Origin of the sequence: Sporolituus thermophilus DSM 23256 (assembly GCF_900102435.1) — a bacterium.
Classification (GTDB): Bacteria; Bacillota; Negativicutes; order Sporomusales; family Thermosinaceae; genus Thermosinus; species Thermosinus thermophilus.
Map to the genome: position 1 here is coordinate 14,197 of NZ_FNBU01000021.1, position 20,571 is coordinate 34,767.

A 20,571-nucleotide genomic window follows, 5' to 3' on the forward strand; every position below is an offset into this window, starting at 1 on the left:
CTCATACTTCATACTTCATACCACTTTCTACTTTCCGCTTACCATTTTCCATAGTTAAAAAGCGCCAGGGCTAGACCTGGCGCTTTCAGTGTTAGAAGAACAACATCGGTGCGATGATGAGGGAGATGGTACCGGCAACTTTGATGAGCGGGTTCATCGCCGGGCCGGAAGTATCCTTGAAGGGGTCGCCTACCGTATCGCCGATAACGGCGGCGGCGTGCGTCGGCGTGCCTTTGCCGCCGTATTTGCCGGCTTCAATGTACTTCTTGGCATTGTCCCAGGCACCGCCCGCATTGGACATGAAGATGGCGAGCAGCACGCCGGCGGCGGTGGTGCCGGCCAAAAATCCGGCAAGCGCTTTGGCGCCGAGCAGGAAGCCGACAAGCAGCGGCGTGCCAACGGCGAACAAGCCAGGCGCGATCATTTCGCGAATCGCCGCCTTGGTGCTGATATCGACACACTTCGCATAGTCGGGGCGGCCGGTACCTTCCATGATCCCGGGAATCTCGCGGAACTGGCGGCGGACTTCGCCGATCATTTCAAAGGCCGCTTTACCGACAGCTTCCATGGTCAGGGCGCACACGATGAACGGCAAGGTGGCGCCGAGGAAGATACCGATGATGACCCCCGGCTCGGTGAGGTTGACGACCAGTTTGCCGTCGACCAGCAGGCCGGACAGTTTCGGGTTCTTGGCCACTTCTTCGCCGAACGCGGTAAACAGCGCGAGTGCGGTGAGAGCGGCCGAGCCGATGGCGAAGCCTTTGGCGATGGCCGCCGTGGTGTTACCCACCGAGTCCAGCTTGTCCGTTGTTTTCCGGATTTCGGGACCCAGCTCGGCCATTTCGGCAATGCCGCCGGCATTGTCGGCGACAGGGCCGAACGAGTCAACGGCCACGACCATACCGGCGGTGCACAGCATGCCCATGGCCGCCATGGCGATGCCGTAGATGCCCGCTTGGCTGTACGCCAGCCAGGTGGCGATGGCGAAGACAACCATCGGAATACCGGTACTGCGCAGGCCGGTGGCCACGCCGGTAATAATATTGGTAGCCGGACCGGTCTGGGAAGCGTCGGCGATATGCTGGGTGGGTTTATGGGCGTTGGAGGTATAGTATTCGGTAATGATGCCGACAAGGACGTTAACGGCTAGGCCGGCCACAATGGCGATGAAAATGCCAAAGCCTTTGGCGCCGAAAATTTGCGTCGCAAAAATATAGGCAATGACCGCGGTAATGATGTTGGTGCCCCACAGCCCGCGGTTGAGGGCGGCTTGGGGATCGCCATCCTCGCCGGTGCGGACAAAGAAGGTGCTGACGATGGCGGCCGCAATGCCGGCAGCGCCGATGAGCAGCGGGAAAAGTACCCCGTTTACGCCATAAATGCTGTTGCCAATCAGCATGGCGGCGATGGTCGTAGCAGCGTAGGATTCAAACAGGTCGGCGCCCATGCCGGCCGTGTCGCCGACGTTGTCGCCGACGTTGTCAGCGATAACGGCAGGATTGCGCGGGTCGTCCTCCGGGATCCCTGCTTCCACTTTGCCGACCAGGTCGGCGCCTACGTCCGCGGCTTTAGTATAGATGCCGCCGCCGATCCGGGCAAAGAACGCAATGGCGCTGGCGCCAAAGGCAAAACTGTTGATAACGACAGGATCGCCGAAAATTATGTACAGCACCGATACGCCTAAAAGACCAAGACCGGCCACCGACATGCCCATAACGGCGCCGGCGCGGAACGACACGCTCAGGGCTTTGTTAAGGCTATGGCGGGCCGCTTCGGTTGTGCGGGCGTTGGACTTCGTGGTGGAGCTCATGCCCACATAGCCGGCAATGGCCGAGGACACGGCGCCAACCAGGAACGATACGGCCAATTTGTACCCGTCAATGAAGTATAAAATGAGAAAGATGGCAACGGTGAAGGGAATAAGGGTCTTATACTGACGGTTAAGGAAAGCCATGGCCCCTTCAAAGATCGCCTGGGAGATTTCCTGCATCTTCTGGTTGCCGGGGCTTTCTTTCAGCACGCTGCCGGCCAGGTAAGCGGCGAACAGCAGGGCGAGTAAGCCAGCGCCCGGCGCAATAAATAGCAAATCCATGTAGCTCTTGTTCCTCCTTATTTACCGCGGGTTGTCCCGTAAAAATGCTTAAAAAGACCCCAATGTAGGCCATTGAGGTGCAGAGAAACTACTGCATAACTTTGACCAAGATCATCGTAACGATGCCGAACAGCACAGCAAGAAACATAGTCGCCTTTGCCAATAGCTCGTCAATGCCTTTCTTTTTACCGCCAAACAGCGTCTCAGCGCCACCGGCGATTGCTCCGCCCATGCCGGCGCTTCGCCCTGACTGCAGCACCACCGAAGCAATCAAAAGAATCGACAGGATGGCTTCCAATATCATCAATGCCGTTACCACTTACCTAACACCCCCTACCCACCTTTGTACCATTTTATTTTATCACACCCCTTTTTACATTGACAATGTCTTACAAATATTTTTGTGTACCCGTATTTATATACATTATTGCCAAATATTTGGCAAAGTAGACTAGCCTGGTTAAAAAATAACCTAATCAATTGTTCCTCGCGCAGAACCAATACTTCCTCATATAAAAAAGGCGGGATTCATAATTAACCCGCCTTACACACTTTTATCTTAGTTAAAACTTGCCGCCGTCTTCGACTTTACTTCACAAATTCGCCCTATACATGGCTCTAGCTCACCTGATGATCGCTTGCGCCAGGTCTTCGATTTCCCGGTTCGCGTTGACGGACCGCTCAACTACCTCGACAATTTTGGCTTTCATACGGGTCGTATATTCTTCGTCTTTGATGGAAGACAGATTTATTTTCACGTTATACAGTGCGCCCTGCAGCGCGGCATAGGCTAAGGCGCCGGCGACCGCCGCATCGCTGGCGGCATTGGGATTGCCGACCTTGATGACGCGGACGGCCAGCCGCAATACGTCCAAACAAGCCTGCGCCACCGCCATGGGCAGGTCGGCCGCTTCCTTCAGCGCCTGCTGAATTGCCGCCGTCCGCCGCTCTTTTTCTTCCGCCGCTTGTTTAGGAAGCCGATAGGCCGCCATCACTTTGTTAAAGGCCGCGGTGTCTTCGTCCACATAGCGGAGCAGGCGATCTTTCAAGTCGCTGGCCGCGGCGCTGATTTCCCGGACTTCGGCGGCAACGTCCTGAAACTTGTCGCCGCTTGTCAGCTTCGCCACCATCGCGCACAGCGCCGCCCCCAGGGCGCCGGCGAGGGCGGCGGTGCTGCCGCCGCCCGGCGCCGGTGAAGCCGAGGCCAGTTCGTCGATAAATTCAACAATTGTCTTGTTTACCAGCATAATAACCACCTACAGATTTTCTTCAAATACCTGCTTGCGTTCAAACCCTTCGAGTCGCAGGTAAAACTCCGCCACATCCAAGAGCGCCTGGAGGGGAACCATGCCGATGATTTCGCTGCCCACCACATTGACACCGTAGCGGGCCGCCTCGGATTTGACGGTCTCAAACACGCGATACAACGGCGTGCCGGTATAGTCGACCATATTGATCGATACCTGGGCTATATTGCGGTCTTCAAGCATGACGCCAATGGCCCGGCAGTATTTATAGCCGCCTCTGGCCTCCCGGATGGCGTTGGCGATTTTCTTGGCAATGGTTACGTCGCTTGTCCCGAGGTTGATATTGAAGGCGATTAAAAACTGGCGGGCGCCGACCACCGTAGCCCCGGCGGTGGGGTGCATGCGGGGCGGCCCGTAGTCGGGATGACGCTCGGGTTTGGTAATATCTTGTTTGAGCCCTTCATATTCGCCTTTGCGGATGTCGGGCAGCTTCACCCGGCTGGGCATTTTGGCCGCCGCCTCGTACAAGTAGACCGGGATCTCAAGTTTTTCGGCGATTTCCTGTCCCAACTCGTTGGCGAGCTGAACACACTCTTCCATCGTCACCCCCCGCACCGGTACGAAGGGAATGACGTCGGTCGCGCCAATCCGCGGGTGCTCGCCTTGGTGTTTTTCCATGTCAATCAGCTCAGCCGCCTTCTTGCAGGCGCTAAATGCCGCCTGTTTCGCCGCTTGCGGCTCGCCCACAAACGTTACTACCGTGCGGTTATGGCTGGCGTCCGGTTTGACGTCGAGCAGTTTGACGCCGTCTATTTTCCGGATTTCGCCGACAATGGCCTCAATGACGTCAGCCCGCCGGCCCTCGCTGAAATTAGGCACGCATTCGACCAGTTTCTCCATACGACTTCTCCTCTCTTAACCCATCTGGCGATGAATTAGTTATTTTGTAAAATAGTTGATAAACCAGACGATATTAGGAATACCGACAATATCAATCAGCACCGCGCCGCATAAGGGCACGATCAAAAACGCTTTACGGGAAACGACGCCATACCGCTCGGCGACGGCGCTCATATTGGCAACCGCGTTCGGCGTAGCACCAAGGCCGTGGCCGATCATGCCGGCGCACATAACGGCGGCGTCATAATTGCGACCCAGCAGCGGGAACAGGAAGTAAATGCAGAAAATGAACATAAAGACGGTTTGGACGGCCAAAATGATGATGAGCGGCAGCGCCAGACTGTACAGTTCCCAAATTTTTAGCGACATCATTGCCATAGTCAGGAAGATGCCCAGGCTGACGTCCGCAATCAGGTCTACCGTTTTATCGTGCATTTTGACAAAAGGCTTAATGTCATTGATATTGCGGAACAGTACGGCCACAAACATTGCCCCGACATACCCCGGCAGGACAAAACCGGTAGCATCCTTGATTTTGGCCGAACCCAGCGCGCCCAGCACCATTACTACCAGAATGAGCGCCATCATCGACAATACTTTGTCGCTGGTGACGGGATCATCCTGTTCGGCAGTAACAGCTTGGTGCAATCCCTCCAGGTTTTCCTCGCTTGTTTCGATGGGCAAGTCGTAGCGCTCGATAAGCCACTTGGCCAGCGGACCGCCCATCAGTCCGCCGCTGATGAGCCCGTAAGTAGCCGAAGCAACGGCTACGACAAACGCGCCCTGCACGCCCAGCTGTTCGGCCGTCGGGCCAAACGCCGAGGCCGCTCCCATTCCGCCTTCCAGCGAGACCGCGCCGGCCATGACCCCCAGCACGGGATGAATGCCTGTCAGCATGGCCGTGCCGGCGCCGACGACGTTTTGCATTACCGCCAGGATCCAGCAGCTTACCAAATAGATAATTAGCGATTTTCCGCCCTTTTTAATCAGCCCCAGGCTTCCACCAAGGCCAACAGTGGTAAAGAAGGCAATCATAAATGGCATTTGGAGGGTGGTATCCAGTTTAAAAGTTAGCAAGTTGGCCTCTTTGAGCGCCCAGGCCAAAATCGAGAAACTAAATCCACCGATTACGGCCGCCGGTATACAAAACCGGACGAAGAACGGAAAGGTCCGCCGCACCCAACTGCCAAACATCAGCAGTAGCACCGATATGGCCACCGTAGCCACAATATCCAGTTTCATGACCCAAACTTTGTTGACCAGTTCAAAACTCACACTGCATCCCTCCTGTTACTTATTCTCACCCCTTTAATATGCAAGTTTCATACCAGCCGCCGCAAGCCGAAATAAGGGAACCACAGAGATATTCATGCCAATAAATTGGCACCACAAGCGATGAAAAGTAAGTTTTTGAACTAATCTCGCGCGACAACTGTCGCGCGCGTAGCCCTTTGCGTTCTTTGCGCACTTTGCGGTTTTACGCTTTTCAGGGTAGGACACAGAGGAATAATTTTTAAGTTTAGCGCGATGAATATCGCGCCTCTGTGTTCTCCGCGGTTAGAAAAAATTTTCATTATTTGTGGTGCCGATTTATCAGCATGAATATCTCCGCGGTTAAAGATATTTTGCTTATTGCAAAAATTCTGCAATTTTTGCAGAAAAAAATGCTCCTTTTGCAAAAATTGCACAAGTTACCGCAAGCCATATTCTTTTATCTTATACCATAATTTGCGTTCACTGATTTTCAGCACCTGGGCGCACTTGGCCTTATCGCCCCGAAAATGCTGCAAAGTCCGGGTAATGACTTTCCGTTCAACAAGCTTTAAATCGTCGCCGATATAAACCGGTATGAGCAGACTGGCTTCGGCACGGCTACCGCCTTCTTCTCCGCCGGCTTCCCGCACCTCCGCGGGCAGGTTGCTTACCCGTAAGGTACTGTCCTCGGCAAACACCATCGCTCTTTCGATAATGTTTTCCAACTCCCGCACATTTCCCTTAAACTCATACTTGGACAGCAGCCGTAGCGCTTCCGGCTCAATGCTTTTGATCTGCCGGGCCATTTTTTTGTTGTATTTGCCGATAAAGTGTTCCACTAAAAGCGGGATATCTTCCCGCCGCTCCCTAAGCGGGGGCAGGTTGATGGTCACCACGTTAAGGCGGAAATACAAGTCCTCCCGGAATTTCCCCTCGGCAATCATCTTTTTTAAATCGCGGTTGGTGGCGCAAATAATCCGCACGTCAATCTTTCGCCGCTGGCCACAGCCAAGGGGCACGATTTCTTTTTCCTGGACAACGCGCAGCAGTTTGGCCTGCATTTTCATATCCATTTCGCCGATCTCATCAAGGAATATCGTCCCCCGGTCGGCCAGTTCAAACAGCCCTTTCTTACGCTGCACGGCGCCGGTAAAAGCGCCCTTCTCATACCCGAAAAGCTCGCTCTCCAAAAGTTCGGTCGGAATAGCGGCGCAGTTGACCACTTCAAAAGGCTCCTGCCGACGCGCGCTTAGGTAATGGAGCGCTTTGGCCACCAGTTCTTTGCCTGTTCCGCTCTCTCCCGTTATGAGGACATTGGAATCGACCTGGCGCGCCTTGTCGATCTGGCTGAGAATTTGCCGCATCGCCGCCGACTTGCCCACCATCCCCGATATTTCATAAAACTCAGTCAACTTGTGGTTCAAATATTGTACTCTTGACCGCATCCCCCGGTACTCCCGGGCGTTGACCAGCAACATGGACAATTCATCCATATTGATGGGCTTGGTAAGGTAGTAGAACGCCCCTGCCCTCATGGCGGTCACCGACGATTTAATGCTGCCGTACGCCGTCATGATAATGACGATAATGCTGTCGTCATACCGCTTAATCCGGCTGAGCGCTTCCAGTCCGTCTTCACCTCCCAGCTTTAAATCCAGGAGGACAATATCTATTTCCTGCGCCGCAATTATGGCTAGCGCTTCATCGGTCGAGCCGGCCGTAAAAACCGTATAGGTCTCCTCCAGGGCAAAGGCCAGTGAGGCGCAAATAGCCGGTTCATCGTCCACAATCAGTACTTTATACATATTCTCCCCCCTGTCACGGCTATTTCGCCGGAAACTTCAGCCTTACTTTGGTCCCGACATTTTCTACGCTCTCAACGGCAATATCAACGCCGTTCTGTTTGGCCAACTGATAGCTGACAAACAGCCCCAGTCCGGTCCCGCCGGACTTGGTGCTAAAAAACGGTTCAAAGATGTGATTAATGTTTTCCCGGCTGATGCCCACGCCATTGTCCGTTATTGTTAATATGGCATAACCGTCCTGCCCTTCGCCGACAATCTGCAGCCGGGGACTCGGGCGCTCCTCCAAGGCTTGAATGGCATTTAACAAAATATTTATAATGACCTGTTTCATCTGCTGCATATCAACATAAACAAACACCGCATCGGCAATATCTACTTGCAGGTCAATGTTTTTCTTGGCGACGGTGTCGGCAAAAAACACCATGATACCGTCAACAAGCGATTTGAGCGTAATCTGTTCCCGCGCTTGCGTACGGGGATGAGCATAGGTTAAAAGATCGTTAACGATACTATTCAGCCGTTCAATTTCACGGGGAACAAACTCGCTGATTTTTTTCCGGAACAGCGGGTTGTCGTACTTGGTCGGCAAGAGTTCAACAAACGTTTTGATCGAGGTCAAAGGATTGCGCAGCTCATGGGCGATACAGGCCACGAGCTTCCCCAATGCTTCCAGCTTGTCCTTCTTGATAATTTCCTCGCGGAGCTGTTTTTCCTGCGTAATGTCGCGGAAATGAACGATAATATCCCTCTCGTCATCGACCTGCAAAACATCAACGGTATATTCGATACCAACCCGCCCCAGCATGACTTCGCCCGCCCACCTTTCCATTCCGCACGGTGGGCAGTTGCCGAGCAGGTCGGCAAGAGCCGTTTCCGTGTAATCCAGGCCGGCAAGCGGCCGGCCGTCCCGGGCCAAGTACCGCTGGGCATACTGATTGGCAAATTTGATGCCGCCGTCCTGCCCGATGGTAACAATGCCGCTATAGCCGCTGTTGAGCATTTTTTCCTGATACTTATGGGCCCGCTCAATATATTTGTTGGTCCGCCTAAGTTCGTCGTTCACCGCTTCCAGCTGGCGGACGCGCCGCTTTACTTCCCGCTTAAGCAACAAGTTGGCCAACACGAACGCTATGGCTAAGATGAACAAAAAACCGGCGCCGAACAGGGCGAGCTTAAAATTGCGTTTATAGTACCAGGCCGGATAATCGACCGGCTCACCGAACCATTTGGCGTACAGTTTGTCATAAGTGCCGTTTTGCTTAATCGCTTGCAAGCCCTTGTTAAAGACGGCCAGCACGGGGCTGCCTTTCCTGACGGCGACGGCATAACGCTCCGGGTCGATGGCGCCGCCAACCGTCTTTACCTCATCGACGTTCTTCATGCGCTGCAGGATGTACTGTCCTGTCAGCTTGTTGCCCACGGCGGCGTCAACTTTGCGTCCAAGCAGCAGGCGGAGGGCTTCTTCCTGGTCGGCGGCAGGCACCAACTCGACCGGCCGGTTCTTCAGGCGGTGATAGGCAATATCGTCCTGTTGTACGGCTACCTTTCTCCCGGTCAGGTCGTCCAACGATGCAATGGCCTGCATGTCTTTCAGTACAAAAATGGCCTGGGAATTGATCATGTACGCTTCGGAAAAGTCGTACCGTTTTTCCCGCTCGGCATCATATTTCATGCCGGCAACGGCATCCACTTCGCCGTTATCCAGCGCCCGGAGCGCCTCGGCCCAGGGCATGGGGCGAAACCGGATCTCGTAGCCGCAGGACAGGGCGACGGCCTGGAGAAGGTCGACGTTAAAACCCCGGTATACCTTGGCGCCGTTTATTTCGTCAATGAATTCATAAGGAGGAAAGTTTTCATCGCCGGCCACGACGAGGACTTTATTTTCCGGGATGTCTGCTATCGCCAAAGGCTGAGCGACAGCCATGACCAGGCACAAAACTATCGTGACGCGGCGCCAGCCCGGCCGCAGTTGAAAACCCATCTGTTACTCCCCCCGCCGTATTGCCAGTGCAAAAAGGCTTTATATGGTATTTTCCACAAGCGCCAACGAAATCCTCGTTTACCATCTCTCGCCTCACTAGGCGCGAGACCGTCTACTGCTATATACCGCTTAACTTTCTCCGATTTACCAAGCAACATCGTTATGAATTTCTGAATTTCTTCCAGCTCCGGCACACACAACTTCCCTCCCACACCTCATACTTCATACCTCATACTTCATACCTCATACCAATAATAAAACCGGATCAGGGCGCGCAGCCCCAACCCGGCTATTTCCACTTATTACTTTCCACTTACTACTTTCTAATGTTATAAAAAACCTCGCCACCCCGGTACTGGGCTACGTCGCCCAGTTCTTCCTCGATGCGCAGCAGCTGGTTGTACTTCGCCACCCGGTCGGTGCGGGCCGGGGCGCCGGTCTTGATCTGTCCGGCATTGACGGCCACGGCAATATCGGCGATGGTGGCATCTTCCGTCTCGCCCGAGCGGTGCGAAATAACACAGGTGTAACCGGCCCGCTTGGCCATCTCGATCGCGTCGAAAGTTTCGGTCAGGGTACCGATTTGATTGACCTTAATGAGAATGGCGTTGGCTACCTTCTCACTGATGCCGCGGCGGAGGCGTTCGGTATTGGTAACAAACAGGTCGTCGCCGACAAGCTGGATTTTGCCGCCCAGCCGCTCAGTCAGCAGCCGCCAGCCTTCCCAGTCGTCTTCGGCCATGCCGTCCTCAATCGACACGATGGGGTATTTAGCCACCAAATCCTCATAATAGGCCACCATCTCGGCGGCGGTACGGACGACGCCCTCGCCGGCCAGGTGGTACTTGCCGTCTCTATACAGTTCAGTTGAGGCCACGTCGAGGGCCAGGGCAATTTGGGTTCCCGGCTGATACCCGGCCCGCTTGATGGCCTCCATAATTACGCTCAATGCTTCCTCGTTGGACGCCAAATTTGGCGCAAAACCGCCCTCGTCACCGATGGCCGTACTCAGTCCCCGCTCCTGGAGGACTTTTTTCAGGTTGTGATAAACCTCGGCGCACATGCGCAGGGCGTAGCCGAAGGTGACAGCCCCGACGGGCATAATCATGAATTCTTGAATATCCACATTGTTGTCGGCGTGTTTACCGCCGTTAAGGATATTCATCATCGGCACCGGCAGCTCTTTGGCGTTAAACCCGCCCAGGTACTGGTACAACGGCAGGCCGAGCGAAGCGGCGGCTGCTTTGGCCACGGCCATCGACACGCCGAGAATGGCGTTGGCGCCCAGTTTACCTTTGTTTAGCGTGCCGTCGAGGGCAACTAGTGCCTGGTCGATGGCTACCTGGTCGCGGGCGTCCATCCCGACAATTTCCGGACCGATAACCTCATTGACATTGGCTACCGCCTGCCGTACCCCTTTGCCAAGGTAGCGGTCCTTTTCCCCGTCCCGCAGCTCAACAGCCTCATACGCGCCGGTCGAAGCGCCGGACGGCACGGCTGCCCGGCCGACAGCGCCGTCTTCGAGCACCACATCCACCTCAACGGTGGGATTGCCGCGGGAATCTAATATTTCCCGGGCCAGTACGTCCACAATAATTGTTGACATGGCGAAAAACCTCCTATTTTTCTAGTAAGCTCCGGCCGGTCATTTCCGGCGGTATCGCAAGCCCGGCCAGTTCCAAAATGGTGGGGGCGATGTCGGCCAGGATGCCGCGCCGCAGCGTGCGGCCGCGGTAGGCATCGGCGACAAGAATAAAGGGTACTTCATTGGTCGTATGGGCGGTAAACGGTTCGCCCGTTTCATCCCGCATGCACTCGGCATTGCCGTGGTCGGCGGTGATGCAGACAATGCCGCCCCGCTGGCGCATGGCCGCCACCACCCGGCCCACACACTCATCGACCGTGGCCACCGCTTGGACGGCGGCCTCAAACTTGCCCGAGTGGCCGACCATGTCCCCGTTGGCGTAGTTGAGGACGATAAAGTCGTATTTGCCGGACCGGATTTCCGCTACCGCCCGGTCAGTGACGGCAGGCGCGCTCATTTCCGGCTGAAGGTCGTAGGTCGCCACTTTCGGCGAAGGAATAAGTACCCGGTCTTCGTTGGTAAAGGGCCGTTCGTCGCCGCCGTTGAAAAAATACGTCACATGGGCGTATTTTTCCGTCTCGGCGATGCGCAGCTGGGTCAGTCCCGCTTGGCTGATCACCTCGCCCAGCGTATTGCGTAAAATCTGCGGCGCGTAGGCGACCGGCACGTCCAGCGTTTCGTCATACTGGGTCATGGTCGCAAAATGCAGCGGCAAATAGCCGTAGCGGCGGTCAAAGCCGCCAAACCGGCTGTCTACGAAGGCCCGGGTAAGCTGACGGGCCCGGTCGGGACGGAAATTGAAGAAAATGACGCCATCATCGGCTTTAATGGCACCATCGCCGCAGCCGTCCACCACCGTCGGTGTCACGAACTCGTCGGTTTCCCCCCGGGCGTACGCCGCTTCTACCGCCGCCCGGGCACTAGGTGCATGCAGGCCGTCCCGGTACACCAGGGCGGCGTACGCCTTTTCCGTGCGCTCCCACCGTTTGTCGCGGTCCATCGCCCAATACCGACCGGCGATGGTGGCAATACAACCGACGCCCAGCTCGGCCATTTTCGCTTCCAGCGCAGCGACATATTCCAGGGCATTGGCCGGCGGCACGTCGCGGCCGTCGAGGAAGGCGTGGACGAACACGCGCTTCAGCCCCTGCCGTTTGGCCAGTTCGAGCAGGGCGTACAGGTGGTCGATGTGGCTGTGGACGCCGCCGTCAGACAAGAGGCCCATCAGGTGGAGCGCTCCCCCGCTGGCTTTCGCGCGGGAAGCAATATCCACCAGCACGGGATTGACAAAAAAACCTCCCTCCCGGATGTCCTTGCTGATGCGGGTCAGTTCCTGGTAAACAATCCGCCCGGCGCCGATATTCAGGTGGCCTACTTCGGAGTTGCCCATTTGTCCCGCCGGCAGCCCAACGGCCTCGCCGGAACAAACCAGGGTCGTACTGGGATAAAGCTCGGCCAAGAGGGCAATATGCCGCGTCCCGGCCTTGGCGATGGCGTTAAACGGGTCTTCGGCCGGGCCGATGCCCCAGCCGTCCAAGATTACGAGCGCGATTGGTTGCTGCAGTTTTGTCACGCCATCCTCTCCTTCTGGGTGCGGAACTTAACGATGCCGCTGAAACTTGCGGCGTCCAGGCTGGCGCCGCCTACCAGGGCACCGTCGATGTCGCTCTGGGCCATTAGTTCGGCGCTGTTTTCCGGTTTGACGCTGCCGCCGTACTGGATGCGGACGCGGTCGGCCGCGGCGCCGAACATTTCCCGCACAATGGCCCGGATGAAGGCGCAAACGGCGTTCGCGTCCTGGGGCGAGGCCGTGCGGCCGGTGCCGATGGCCCACACCGGCTCATAAGCAATAACCATGGCGGCTGCCTGATCGGCCGTCAGGCCGGCCAATCCTTCCCGGACCTGCTCGCCCACCACGGCTTCGGTGGCGCCGGCTTCACGTTCGGCCAGGGTCTCGCCTACGCACATGATGGGGATGAGCCCATGGGCCAAGGCGGCTTTGACCTTTTTGTTAACCGTTTCATTGGTCTCCGCAAAATACTGGCGGCGCTCCGAATGGCCAATAATACAATAATCGCAGCCCACATCCCGCAGCATGACCGGCGATATTTCGCCCGTAAAGGCGCCCTGCTTCTCCCAGTGCACGTTTTGGGCGGCCAGCCGGACATGGGTGCCGCTCAGGACGGTCTGCACCGGGTACAAAGCGGTAAAGGGCGGACAGACAACGACCTCAACCTCGCCGACATCGGCCGTAAGCCGGACTATGTCTTGCACCAGCGCCTGCGCTTCGGCAACCGATTTATGCATTTTCCAGTTACCGGCAATGATAGGTTTACGCACTTTTTTCCCTCCTATTTGTCCGCAAGGGCGGCGATGCCTGGGAGCACTTTACCTTCGAGAAATTCGAGCGACGCACCGCCCCCAGTGGAAATATGGGTAATACGCGCGGCCAGGCCCACCTTTTCCAGGGCGGCAATGGAGTCGCCGCCGCCGACAATGCTGGTGGCGCCGGAGCCGGCAACCGCTTTGGCCACCGCCTCGGTTCCTTTGGCAAAAGCGTCGAACTCGAAGACGCCCATGGGCCCGTTCCACACGACCGTTTTGGCTCCTTGCACCGCCTCGCCAAACGCCTTGGCCGTTTCCGGCCCGATGTCCAGCGCCATCCATTCGGGGTCGATCTCGGCCACGCCGGCAACGCGCCAGGCGGCATCGGCGGCAAAGCGGTCAGCGATAACTACGTCGGTAGGCAGCAGCAACTTAACACCTTTGGCTTTGGCTTGGTCAATCAGCGCGGCGGCCAGTTCGACTTTATCCTCTTCCACCAGTGACTTGCCGGTGGCAAAGCCCTGGGCCCGCAAGAAAGTGTTGGCCATGCCGCCGCCGATAATCAGGGTGTCCACTTTGCTAAGCAGATTTTCGATAACACCGATTTTATCCGACACTTTCGCTCCGCCGATAATGGCGACAAAGGGGCGGGTAGGGTTGGTGACCGCCTGACCGAGAAAGGCGATTTCTTTTTCCATAAGAAAGCCGGCCACTGTTGGCACAAATTTGGTAATACCTTCCACCGAGGCATGCGCGCGGTGCGATACTCCGAAGGCATCGTTAACGGCCACGTCGGCCAGGCGGGCCAGACTTTGGGCAAAGCGCTCGTCATTCTTTTCCTCTTCTTTATGGAAACGCAGATTTTCGAGCAGCAGCACCTGGCCGGGCTTAAGCTGGGCGGCTTTGGCCTCAGCCTCGGCGCCCACGCAGTCGGCGGCAAACAGCACCTCGCGGCCGAGGAGCTCTCCCAGGCGCCTGGCCACCGGCGCCAGTGAAAATTCGGGTGCCGGCGCCCCTTTGGGCCGGCCCAGGTGGCTGGCGAGAATGACCGCCGCCCCCTGGTCCAACAGGTAGCGAATGGTGGGCAGTGTGGCCCGGATGCGGGTGTCGTCGGTAATGCGGCCGTTTTTGTCCATCGGTACGTTATAGTCTACCCGGACGAAGACTTTTTTGCCGGCTACGGCAATATCCTTTATCGTCTTTTTATTCATCTGCCATACCTCCAAAAAGGGGCACACGCTGTGCCCCTTAGCGTTACAGTCCTTTTTGGGCTATATACCGAATAAGGTCGACGACGCGGTTGGAGTAGCCCCATTCGTTGTCGTACCAGGCAACCACTTTGGCCATCGTCCCGTCAACCACCATGGTGGACAGACCGTCAACAATGGACGAATGCGGATTGCCGTTATAGTCGCGGGAAACGAGCGGTTCTTCGGAGAAAGCCATGATCCCTTTAAGTTCGCCTTCGGCGGCGGCCTTCAGGGCGGCGTTGATTTCTTCCGCCGTGGTCGGTTTCTCCAGTTCTACCACCAGGTCGGTAATCGAAACATTGGGCGTCGGCACCCGCATGGCAAAGCCGTTGAGCTTGCCTTTCAGCTCGGGAATAACCAAACCGATGGCCTTGGCCGCGCCGGTAGTGGTCGGAATAATCGACATCGCGGCGGCGCGGGCCCGGCGCAAATCCTTATGGGGCAAGTCGAGAATCTGCTGGTCATTGGTATACGAGTGGACGGTAGTCATGAGTCCGTGTTTAATGCCGAACTTTTCGTGTACTACCTTGGTAAAAGGCGCCAGGCAGTTAGTGGTGCAGGAAGCATTGGAAATGATGTGGTGTTTGGCCGGGTCGTATTTTTCATGGTTGACGCCCATGACGATAGTAATGTCCTCATTTTTTGCCGGTGCGGAAATAATAACCTTCTTGGCCCCGGCCTTAATGTGGGCGGCCGCTTTTTCGGCATCGGTGAACCGGCCGGTCGACTCCACGACCACGCTAGCGCCCAGGTCCTTCCAGGGAAGGCTGCCAGGGTCCCGTTCGGCCAGCACCTTAATGGTTTTGCCGTTAACGATGATGCTGTTTTCCCCGGCTTTGACCTCGGCATCGAGGATGCCGTGCACCGAGTCGTATTTAAGCAGGTGGGCTAATGTTGCGGCGTCAGTCAAGTCGTTGACGGCTACGATGTCGATATCCGGGTTGTTCAAGGCAGCCCGGAAGACGTTGCGGCCGATGCGGCCAAATCCGTTAATACCTACTTTGGTTGCCATACTGATAATTCCTCCCTAAATAATAATTTATTAATAATGTAAAAGCCCCTGGATGGCGCGGGCGGCGGCCTCGTCGGTAATCAGGATGTCCTGCCTGCCGGCGCCGATGACGGCAACAATAGCGGCCGCTTTAGAGCTTCCGCCCGCTACGGCAATAACCCGGCCAATACCGGTTAAATCGGCCAGACGTAGCCCTACACTGTTAGTAACGTGCACGATTTCTCCTTTAATGGTGCAGTAGTAGCCCAAGGCTTCGCCCACCGCGCCGCGGTCCGTAATTTCCCTGATCGTTTCTGCCGGTAGGCCGCGGCGGGCAGCCATCTGGGCCGCCTGCCCGATGCCATGAACCAGAATGTGGGCGTGCTTAATCATGTCGGCCACCGCCCGCACGTTGCCGTCGCTGGCGAGAATGGCCTCCAGCGCTTCCTCGCTTAAGCCGTCAGGAATGTGCAGCAGGCGGTAACGCCCCCCTAGCTTGCCCGCAATACGGGCGGCGATAGTATTGGCCTGGTATTCCACCTGTTCACCCAGCCCGCCGCGGGCCGGCACCACCGTGGAACCCGGCGCGCTGAACTGGACGGCGTCGGCGAGGGTAGCCATGGTGGAGCCGCCACTTACCGCGATGGTCATATTATCTCCCAGATATTGGCTTAATACTCCCGCGGCCGCCCGGCCGAGCTCGCGCTGCACCGCCGCGTCCGCCTGGCTGTCGCCGGGAATGATAACTACGCGTTCAAGCCGTAGTTTGGCGGCAAGTTCTTCTTCCAGGTCGGTAAGCCCGCACACCAGGCGGATATAAGCCGCCAGTTCGCTCAGCAGGGCGCCGCCTTCGTCGGTTATCGTCATACCTAGCGGCGAAAAGTCAACCAAGCCGGCACTCTTTAAAAAATCTACCTGCGCGCGCACTACGCGCTCACCCACGCCCAGCATGGCCGCCAGGGCGCGACGGCCTACCGGCTGGGCATACTGAATATGCCGGAGGATATTATAGCGGTCTTCCATAATACTTATGAGTTCGGGAGCAATCTTGCGATGCAGCCGGGCAATATCTTTCACAAACTTCTCCCCTCTGGGTCTATATACGTCCCACCGGTACCTGTTATGTCCCAATTCGGCCAAAAAAATTCGCCACTATGACCTTAATTCGTTAATGTTATTCGGCAAATAGTGGCAATTTCCTTCTTTGTCTGGCCAAAAAAACTTCATTTTTCCGGGTTGTTATTGAACGGCGAACACCAGGGTGAGATCCACACTCGCCTTTAGCATCCCGGGGTTGACCGGCGAACCGGCTGCCTCCTTCATGATCCGGTAGCCGTCAGTCGCTACCGGGTAAACGCGGCCGTTCTGCGTCACGGACAACGGGCGGCCCAGCCGCACGCCCAGGCTTTCGGCTATCGTCGCCGCCTGCTGCCGGCCGTCTTCCACCGCCTGGCGCAAGAGATCGGCTCGCAGCGCCCTGTCGTCGCGCAGGGCAAAACTTACGCCCTGAAGCTGATTGGCGCCGGCCTGAAAGAGAGCGTCGACGACAGCACCCACCCGGGTAAGATCTTCCACGGTGACGGTAACACTGCTGTGCATGCGATACCCCGTCACCCCGGCCCGGTCATCAGATCGCTGCAGCGGATAAAGGGAAACGGCGGCGGTCTGGATTTTGTCCGCGGTAATCCCCTCGGCTTTCAGCCGCTCCATAATCTGGTTCATGACGCGGTCATTTTCCCGCTTGACGGCGGCTGCGTCGCTGCCGCTCGTTAAAACTCCGGCGGTCACCAAGGCCACGTCCGGTACAACCATCATCTCGGCATGGCCGTACACCGTGATGGCACCAGGTTCGGTCTGGGCCGGCGCGGCGGCGACAGTGGCGGCGGTGACGAGAAGCAGGATGAATGCAACAAAAGTTTTCCAGATTCTCATGAGCAACACCTCGCTATGTATTATCACCTTTATTAACGCTCTCGCCACCGAAAGGGTAACGGGGCCATCCCCACAATCACCGAATTTCTCATTCTCCACTCATTCTTCGCTACGCCTTTCCTCCCCGCCCCTTCAACCCCTGCCCCACTTACCACTTACCACTTACCGCTTACCACTTACCCCTTCATACCTCATACTTCATCCCTCATTCCCTTTTCACCTCAATTACACCGTCAATAGTCATGAGATTGGCGATTACTTCATTGACGTTAACCCGGTCGGGAAAGTGTAAAACCATCGTCAGCAGCAATGAATGGTCATAATGCTCTTCAATGCGGATGTCGCGAATACTGACGCAATGACTCCCCAGGTAAGAACCGATTTTCCCAATCTGCCCGGGCTTGTCGACAATAGACAGGAGCAGGGTGGCGGTATAACCTTGGCTATGACTTTTTTCCAACCGGGAAAGTGTGGTGAGGGTCAGTAAAACCAGGCAAGTAGTAAACAAGGCGCCCCAAAAATAGCCGGCCCCTACCGCCAGTCCCACGCCTGATACCACCCAGATGCTGGCCGCTGTGGTCAGTCCCTTGACCGTCGCCCCTTCCTTCATGATGGTACCGGCGCCGAGGAAGCCGATGCCGCTCACCACCTGGGCCGCCAGCCGCGCCGGGTCGGCGTTGGTCTGGCCCTGTACCGAATAATAAATATTGATAGACAAAATCATGATGAGGCAAGACCCCAGACACACAAGCACATGGGTGCGCAGACCGGCCCATTTATTGCGCGACTGCCGTTCATGGCCGATAACACCGCCAAGCACGAAGGCCAGGGCGACACGAATGCAAATGTCAAGATCACTGATCATTCTGCCACCTCCCGGGTATGTTACTAAATACTTCAATATATGAGCACGAAGACGGCAATGCTAATACCGCTTCACCTTCCCGGTCGCTAATGGGTATCTTTCCCCTCCGCAAACAAAAAAACCCTGGATACCGGCTTAATCCGGTGCATCTTCCTGTTCGCCGCTTTCCTGCAAGTTTTTATTCTGCAATGATCCGCTCTGCTAATATATAATTATCCATTCGTTATCTTTCTGAATATTCCTTTAAACATCGTTGTCAGCTTATGGAAATACAAAAACCGCAACCATGTTGCGGTTTTGATTTTAGCCATGTATTTCCCGGTAGAACTCGCCGGCATGGTAGGAACTGCGCACGAGCGGTCCGGCCGCAACGCTTTTGAAGCCCATTTCCCGACCGACTTCGCCCCATTGGGCAAACTCTTCGGGCGGGACATAGCGCTGCACGGGATAATGCCGCCCGGTCGGCGCCAAGTATTGGCCCAGGGTAATCATCGTGACGCCGGCCGCCCGTACGTCCCGGAGGACGGCCGCCACTTCATTCTCCTCTTCCCCCAAACCGAGCATAATCCCGGTTTTGATTTCGGTGCCCGGCTTAGCCATCCTGGCTGCCTGTGACAAAAGGTCTACCGACCGGCGGTATTCCGCCCCCGGCCGCACGGCCGGGTACAGGCGCGGCACCGTCTCCACGTTATGGGCAAAAACATCGGGACCGGCGGCCAGCACGGTCGCCAGCGCCGCCGGCGCGCCGCGAAAATCGGGCGTCAGCACTTCGACACGCGGCCGCCCCGGCAGCTTGCGCAGCTCGTTAATGACGGCGGCAAACTGACCTGCTCCGCCATCGGGCAAATCGTCACGGGTTACCGACGTCACCACCACATGGGTAAGGCCCATTTCGGAAACGGCGGCGGCCAGCCGGCGCGGTTCTTCCGGATCGACGGCCGACGGGCGGCCGTGGTCTACGGCGCAAAAGGCGCAATTGCGAGTGCAGGTATTGCCGAGAATAAGAAAGGTCGCCGTGCCGTGGGAATAGCAGCTCCCCTTATTGGGGCAACGCGCCCCGTCACATACGGTATGTAAGCGGTATCCGGCCAGCCGACCGGCGGTCAGGGCATGAAGCGCCAGATTATCGGCCCGTTTGGCGTCGCGCACCATGGCGCGCAGCCAGGCAGGTACGGCAGTAGCTGTCATCTGTTACCAACGCCTTTCCGGTCATTATGTCTGCTTTCATTATACCGCACCCACCCCGGAATGAACAGCATTAAACACCGGCCGGCACGACAGCGCAGGCCGGTGCCACCCGCGCCGGCTCGCCGCTCTCTTTCTCCCCGCCATTACGGCCGCAGATTTCCTGCCGCCGTTGCATGAAGCGCAAAGCCTCGTCCCGTGATGTAAACACGGGAATGAGCGCATCGCCGCTAAACCAGGCGCCCCACCGGCCGTCCGGCAGGCGGGTAATATTGCCGTTATCAATCTCGATCATCCCCCGCCAGGGCAGCGGTCCGGGCAGGGACTCGGTCGCGGCGTTGAGCTGCCACAGACTGCCGCCAAACATGGCCAGCAGCTCGCTGTCGGTCAGTGTCGGCGTCCGGCCGGATAATACCTCCAGATAACTTTGCAGGCCCGCCAGGTGGCCGGAGGCGTACATTAAAATCGGGGCGTTAGCGGCCGCCTCCTCAATGGCTTTAAGGGCCTGGGTAAAAACCGCCAGCGGGTCATCGTCCGGACGGAACGGGATATTGGTCTCTTTATACCAGCGGGATATAGGGCCAGACTCATATGTAAAGCCGGCCGGCTCCAGGAGGGAGCGGAAGACGTCGCTATTGTCGTAAATGGCCGTCACTACCGCCAGCCGGTCTTCAAAGTCATAAAGGGCAATATGATCCGGCCACGAACGGCGGTGAATTTTCAGCTTAGGAAAACGGGAATAGTAAATCTTGCCCCCGGCAAACCGGTCAAGCATTTCCGGCAGGGTGTACCGCAGCAAACGCATACAGTGCACAGTCTTACCTCCTCAGCATGGTCAGGCAAAAATTCGCTCCGACACGGTTCCTGTTGCAAATAAGCTAACCCGCTCCCGGCTTCGGGGAGGGATCCAGCGCAAATATTATCTTATATTATATCAAATTTTCTTTTGATATTGTTAAGTTTTTCTTACGCTATCCGCCTTTTTTCGCCGCAGGCTCCCACCCAGAACAAAAGCGCAGGCGCTTGTCAACATACCACGAAGATAATCATGCCAATAATTGGCACCACAAGCGATGAAAAGTAAGTTTTTGAACTAATCTCGCGCGACAACTGTCGCGCGCGTAGCCCTTTGCGTTCTTTGCGCCCTTTGCGGTTTTAC

The 20,571-nt window shown here is 56.6% G+C and carries 17 protein-coding genes; all 17 read right to left on the reverse strand.

Annotated elements, in window-relative coordinates; genetic code table 11:
- Nucleotides 1-91 precede the first annotated feature (91 nt).
- Nucleotides 92-2,092 carry a sodium-translocating pyrophosphatase gene (locus BLQ99_RS11540; RefSeq protein ID WP_093691146.1) on the reverse strand — a complete coding sequence of 667 codons (2,001 nt, stop codon included), beginning with the start codon at nucleotides 2,090-2,092 and terminating at the stop codon, nucleotides 92-94.
- A gap of 88 nt (nucleotides 2,093-2,180) precedes the next feature.
- Entirely contained in the window at nucleotides 2,181-2,411 is a 231-nt protein-coding gene (secG, locus tag BLQ99_RS11545; RefSeq protein WP_093691148.1) for a preprotein translocase subunit SecG, read from the reverse strand.
- A 304-nt stretch (nucleotides 2,412-2,715) separates the two neighbouring features.
- Nucleotides 2,716-3,339, reverse strand: a complete 624-nt coding sequence (locus tag BLQ99_RS11550; protein ID WP_093691150.1) for a cyclodeaminase/cyclohydrolase family protein — start codon at nucleotides 3,337-3,339, stop codon at nucleotides 2,716-2,718.
- A gap of 9 nt (nucleotides 3,340-3,348) precedes the next feature.
- Complete coding sequence (gene ftcD / locus BLQ99_RS11555) at nucleotides 3,349-4,239, reverse strand: glutamate formimidoyltransferase (protein ID WP_093691152.1); 891 nt, start codon at nucleotides 4,237-4,239, stop codon at nucleotides 3,349-3,351.
- 39 nt (nucleotides 4,240-4,278) lie between these two features.
- Nucleotides 4,279-5,514: a sodium/glutamate symporter gene (gltS, locus tag BLQ99_RS11560; RefSeq protein WP_216093666.1), complete on the reverse strand. Its 1,236-nt coding sequence runs from the start codon at nucleotides 5,512-5,514 to the stop codon at nucleotides 4,279-4,281.
- Nucleotides 5,515-5,930: 416 nt separating this feature from the next.
- Nucleotides 5,931-7,298: a sigma-54-dependent transcriptional regulator gene (locus BLQ99_RS11565; protein WP_093691154.1), complete on the reverse strand. Its 1,368-nt coding sequence runs from the start codon at nucleotides 7,296-7,298 to the stop codon at nucleotides 5,931-5,933.
- A gap of 19 nt (nucleotides 7,299-7,317) precedes the next feature.
- On the reverse strand, nucleotides 7,318-9,279 hold the full coding sequence (locus BLQ99_RS11570; protein WP_093691156.1) for a transporter substrate-binding domain-containing protein: 1,962 nt from the start codon (nucleotides 9,277-9,279) through the stop codon (nucleotides 7,318-7,320).
- Nucleotides 9,280-9,595: 316 nt separating this feature from the next.
- Nucleotides 9,596-10,885 (reverse strand): phosphopyruvate hydratase, encoded by a 1,290-nt coding sequence (gene eno, locus BLQ99_RS11575; RefSeq protein ID WP_093691158.1) that lies wholly within the window; start codon nucleotides 10,883-10,885, stop codon nucleotides 9,596-9,598.
- A 13-nt stretch (nucleotides 10,886-10,898) separates the two neighbouring features.
- Nucleotides 10,899-12,437, reverse strand: a complete 1,539-nt coding sequence (gene gpmI, locus BLQ99_RS11580) for a 2,3-bisphosphoglycerate-independent phosphoglycerate mutase (RefSeq protein WP_093691160.1) — start codon at nucleotides 12,435-12,437, stop codon at nucleotides 10,899-10,901.
- Entirely contained in the window at nucleotides 12,434-13,204 is a 771-nt protein-coding gene (tpiA, locus tag BLQ99_RS11585) for a triose-phosphate isomerase (RefSeq protein WP_093691162.1), read from the reverse strand. Before tpiA ends, gpmI begins: the two co-directional genes overlap by 4 nt.
- 11 nt (nucleotides 13,205-13,215) lie before the next feature.
- Nucleotides 13,216-14,400 carry a phosphoglycerate kinase gene (locus BLQ99_RS11590; RefSeq protein ID WP_093691164.1) on the reverse strand — a complete coding sequence of 395 codons (1,185 nt, stop codon included), beginning with the start codon at nucleotides 14,398-14,400 and terminating at the stop codon, nucleotides 13,216-13,218.
- Nucleotides 14,401-14,443: 43 nt separating this feature from the next.
- The gene (locus BLQ99_RS11595; RefSeq protein WP_093691166.1) at nucleotides 14,444-15,451 is read right to left on the reverse strand and encodes an ArsJ-associated glyceraldehyde-3-phosphate dehydrogenase; all 1,008 of its coding nucleotides are present in this window, start codon (nucleotides 15,449-15,451) and stop codon (nucleotides 14,444-14,446) included.
- A 30-nt stretch (nucleotides 15,452-15,481) separates the two neighbouring features.
- Complete coding sequence (locus BLQ99_RS11600; RefSeq protein WP_093691168.1) at nucleotides 15,482-16,507, reverse strand: sugar-binding transcriptional regulator; 1,026 nt, start codon at nucleotides 16,505-16,507, stop codon at nucleotides 15,482-15,484.
- 162 nt (nucleotides 16,508-16,669) lie between these two features.
- Complete coding sequence (locus BLQ99_RS11605) at nucleotides 16,670-17,362, reverse strand: SIMPL domain-containing protein (RefSeq protein ID WP_093691170.1); 693 nt, start codon at nucleotides 17,360-17,362, stop codon at nucleotides 16,670-16,672.
- Nucleotides 17,363-17,567: 205 nt separating this feature from the next.
- Nucleotides 17,568-18,227: an MgtC/SapB family protein gene (locus BLQ99_RS11610; protein ID WP_093691172.1), complete on the reverse strand. Its 660-nt coding sequence runs from the start codon at nucleotides 18,225-18,227 to the stop codon at nucleotides 17,568-17,570.
- 303 nt (nucleotides 18,228-18,530) lie between these two features.
- On the reverse strand, nucleotides 18,531-19,415 hold the full coding sequence (gene lipA, locus BLQ99_RS11615) for a lipoyl synthase (protein ID WP_093691174.1): 885 nt from the start codon (nucleotides 19,413-19,415) through the stop codon (nucleotides 18,531-18,533).
- Nucleotides 19,416-19,485: 70 nt separating this feature from the next.
- Nucleotides 19,486-20,226: a hypothetical protein gene (locus tag BLQ99_RS11620; protein WP_093691176.1), complete on the reverse strand. Its 741-nt coding sequence runs from the start codon at nucleotides 20,224-20,226 to the stop codon at nucleotides 19,486-19,488.
- Between the last annotated feature and the right edge of the window lie 345 nt (nucleotides 20,227-20,571).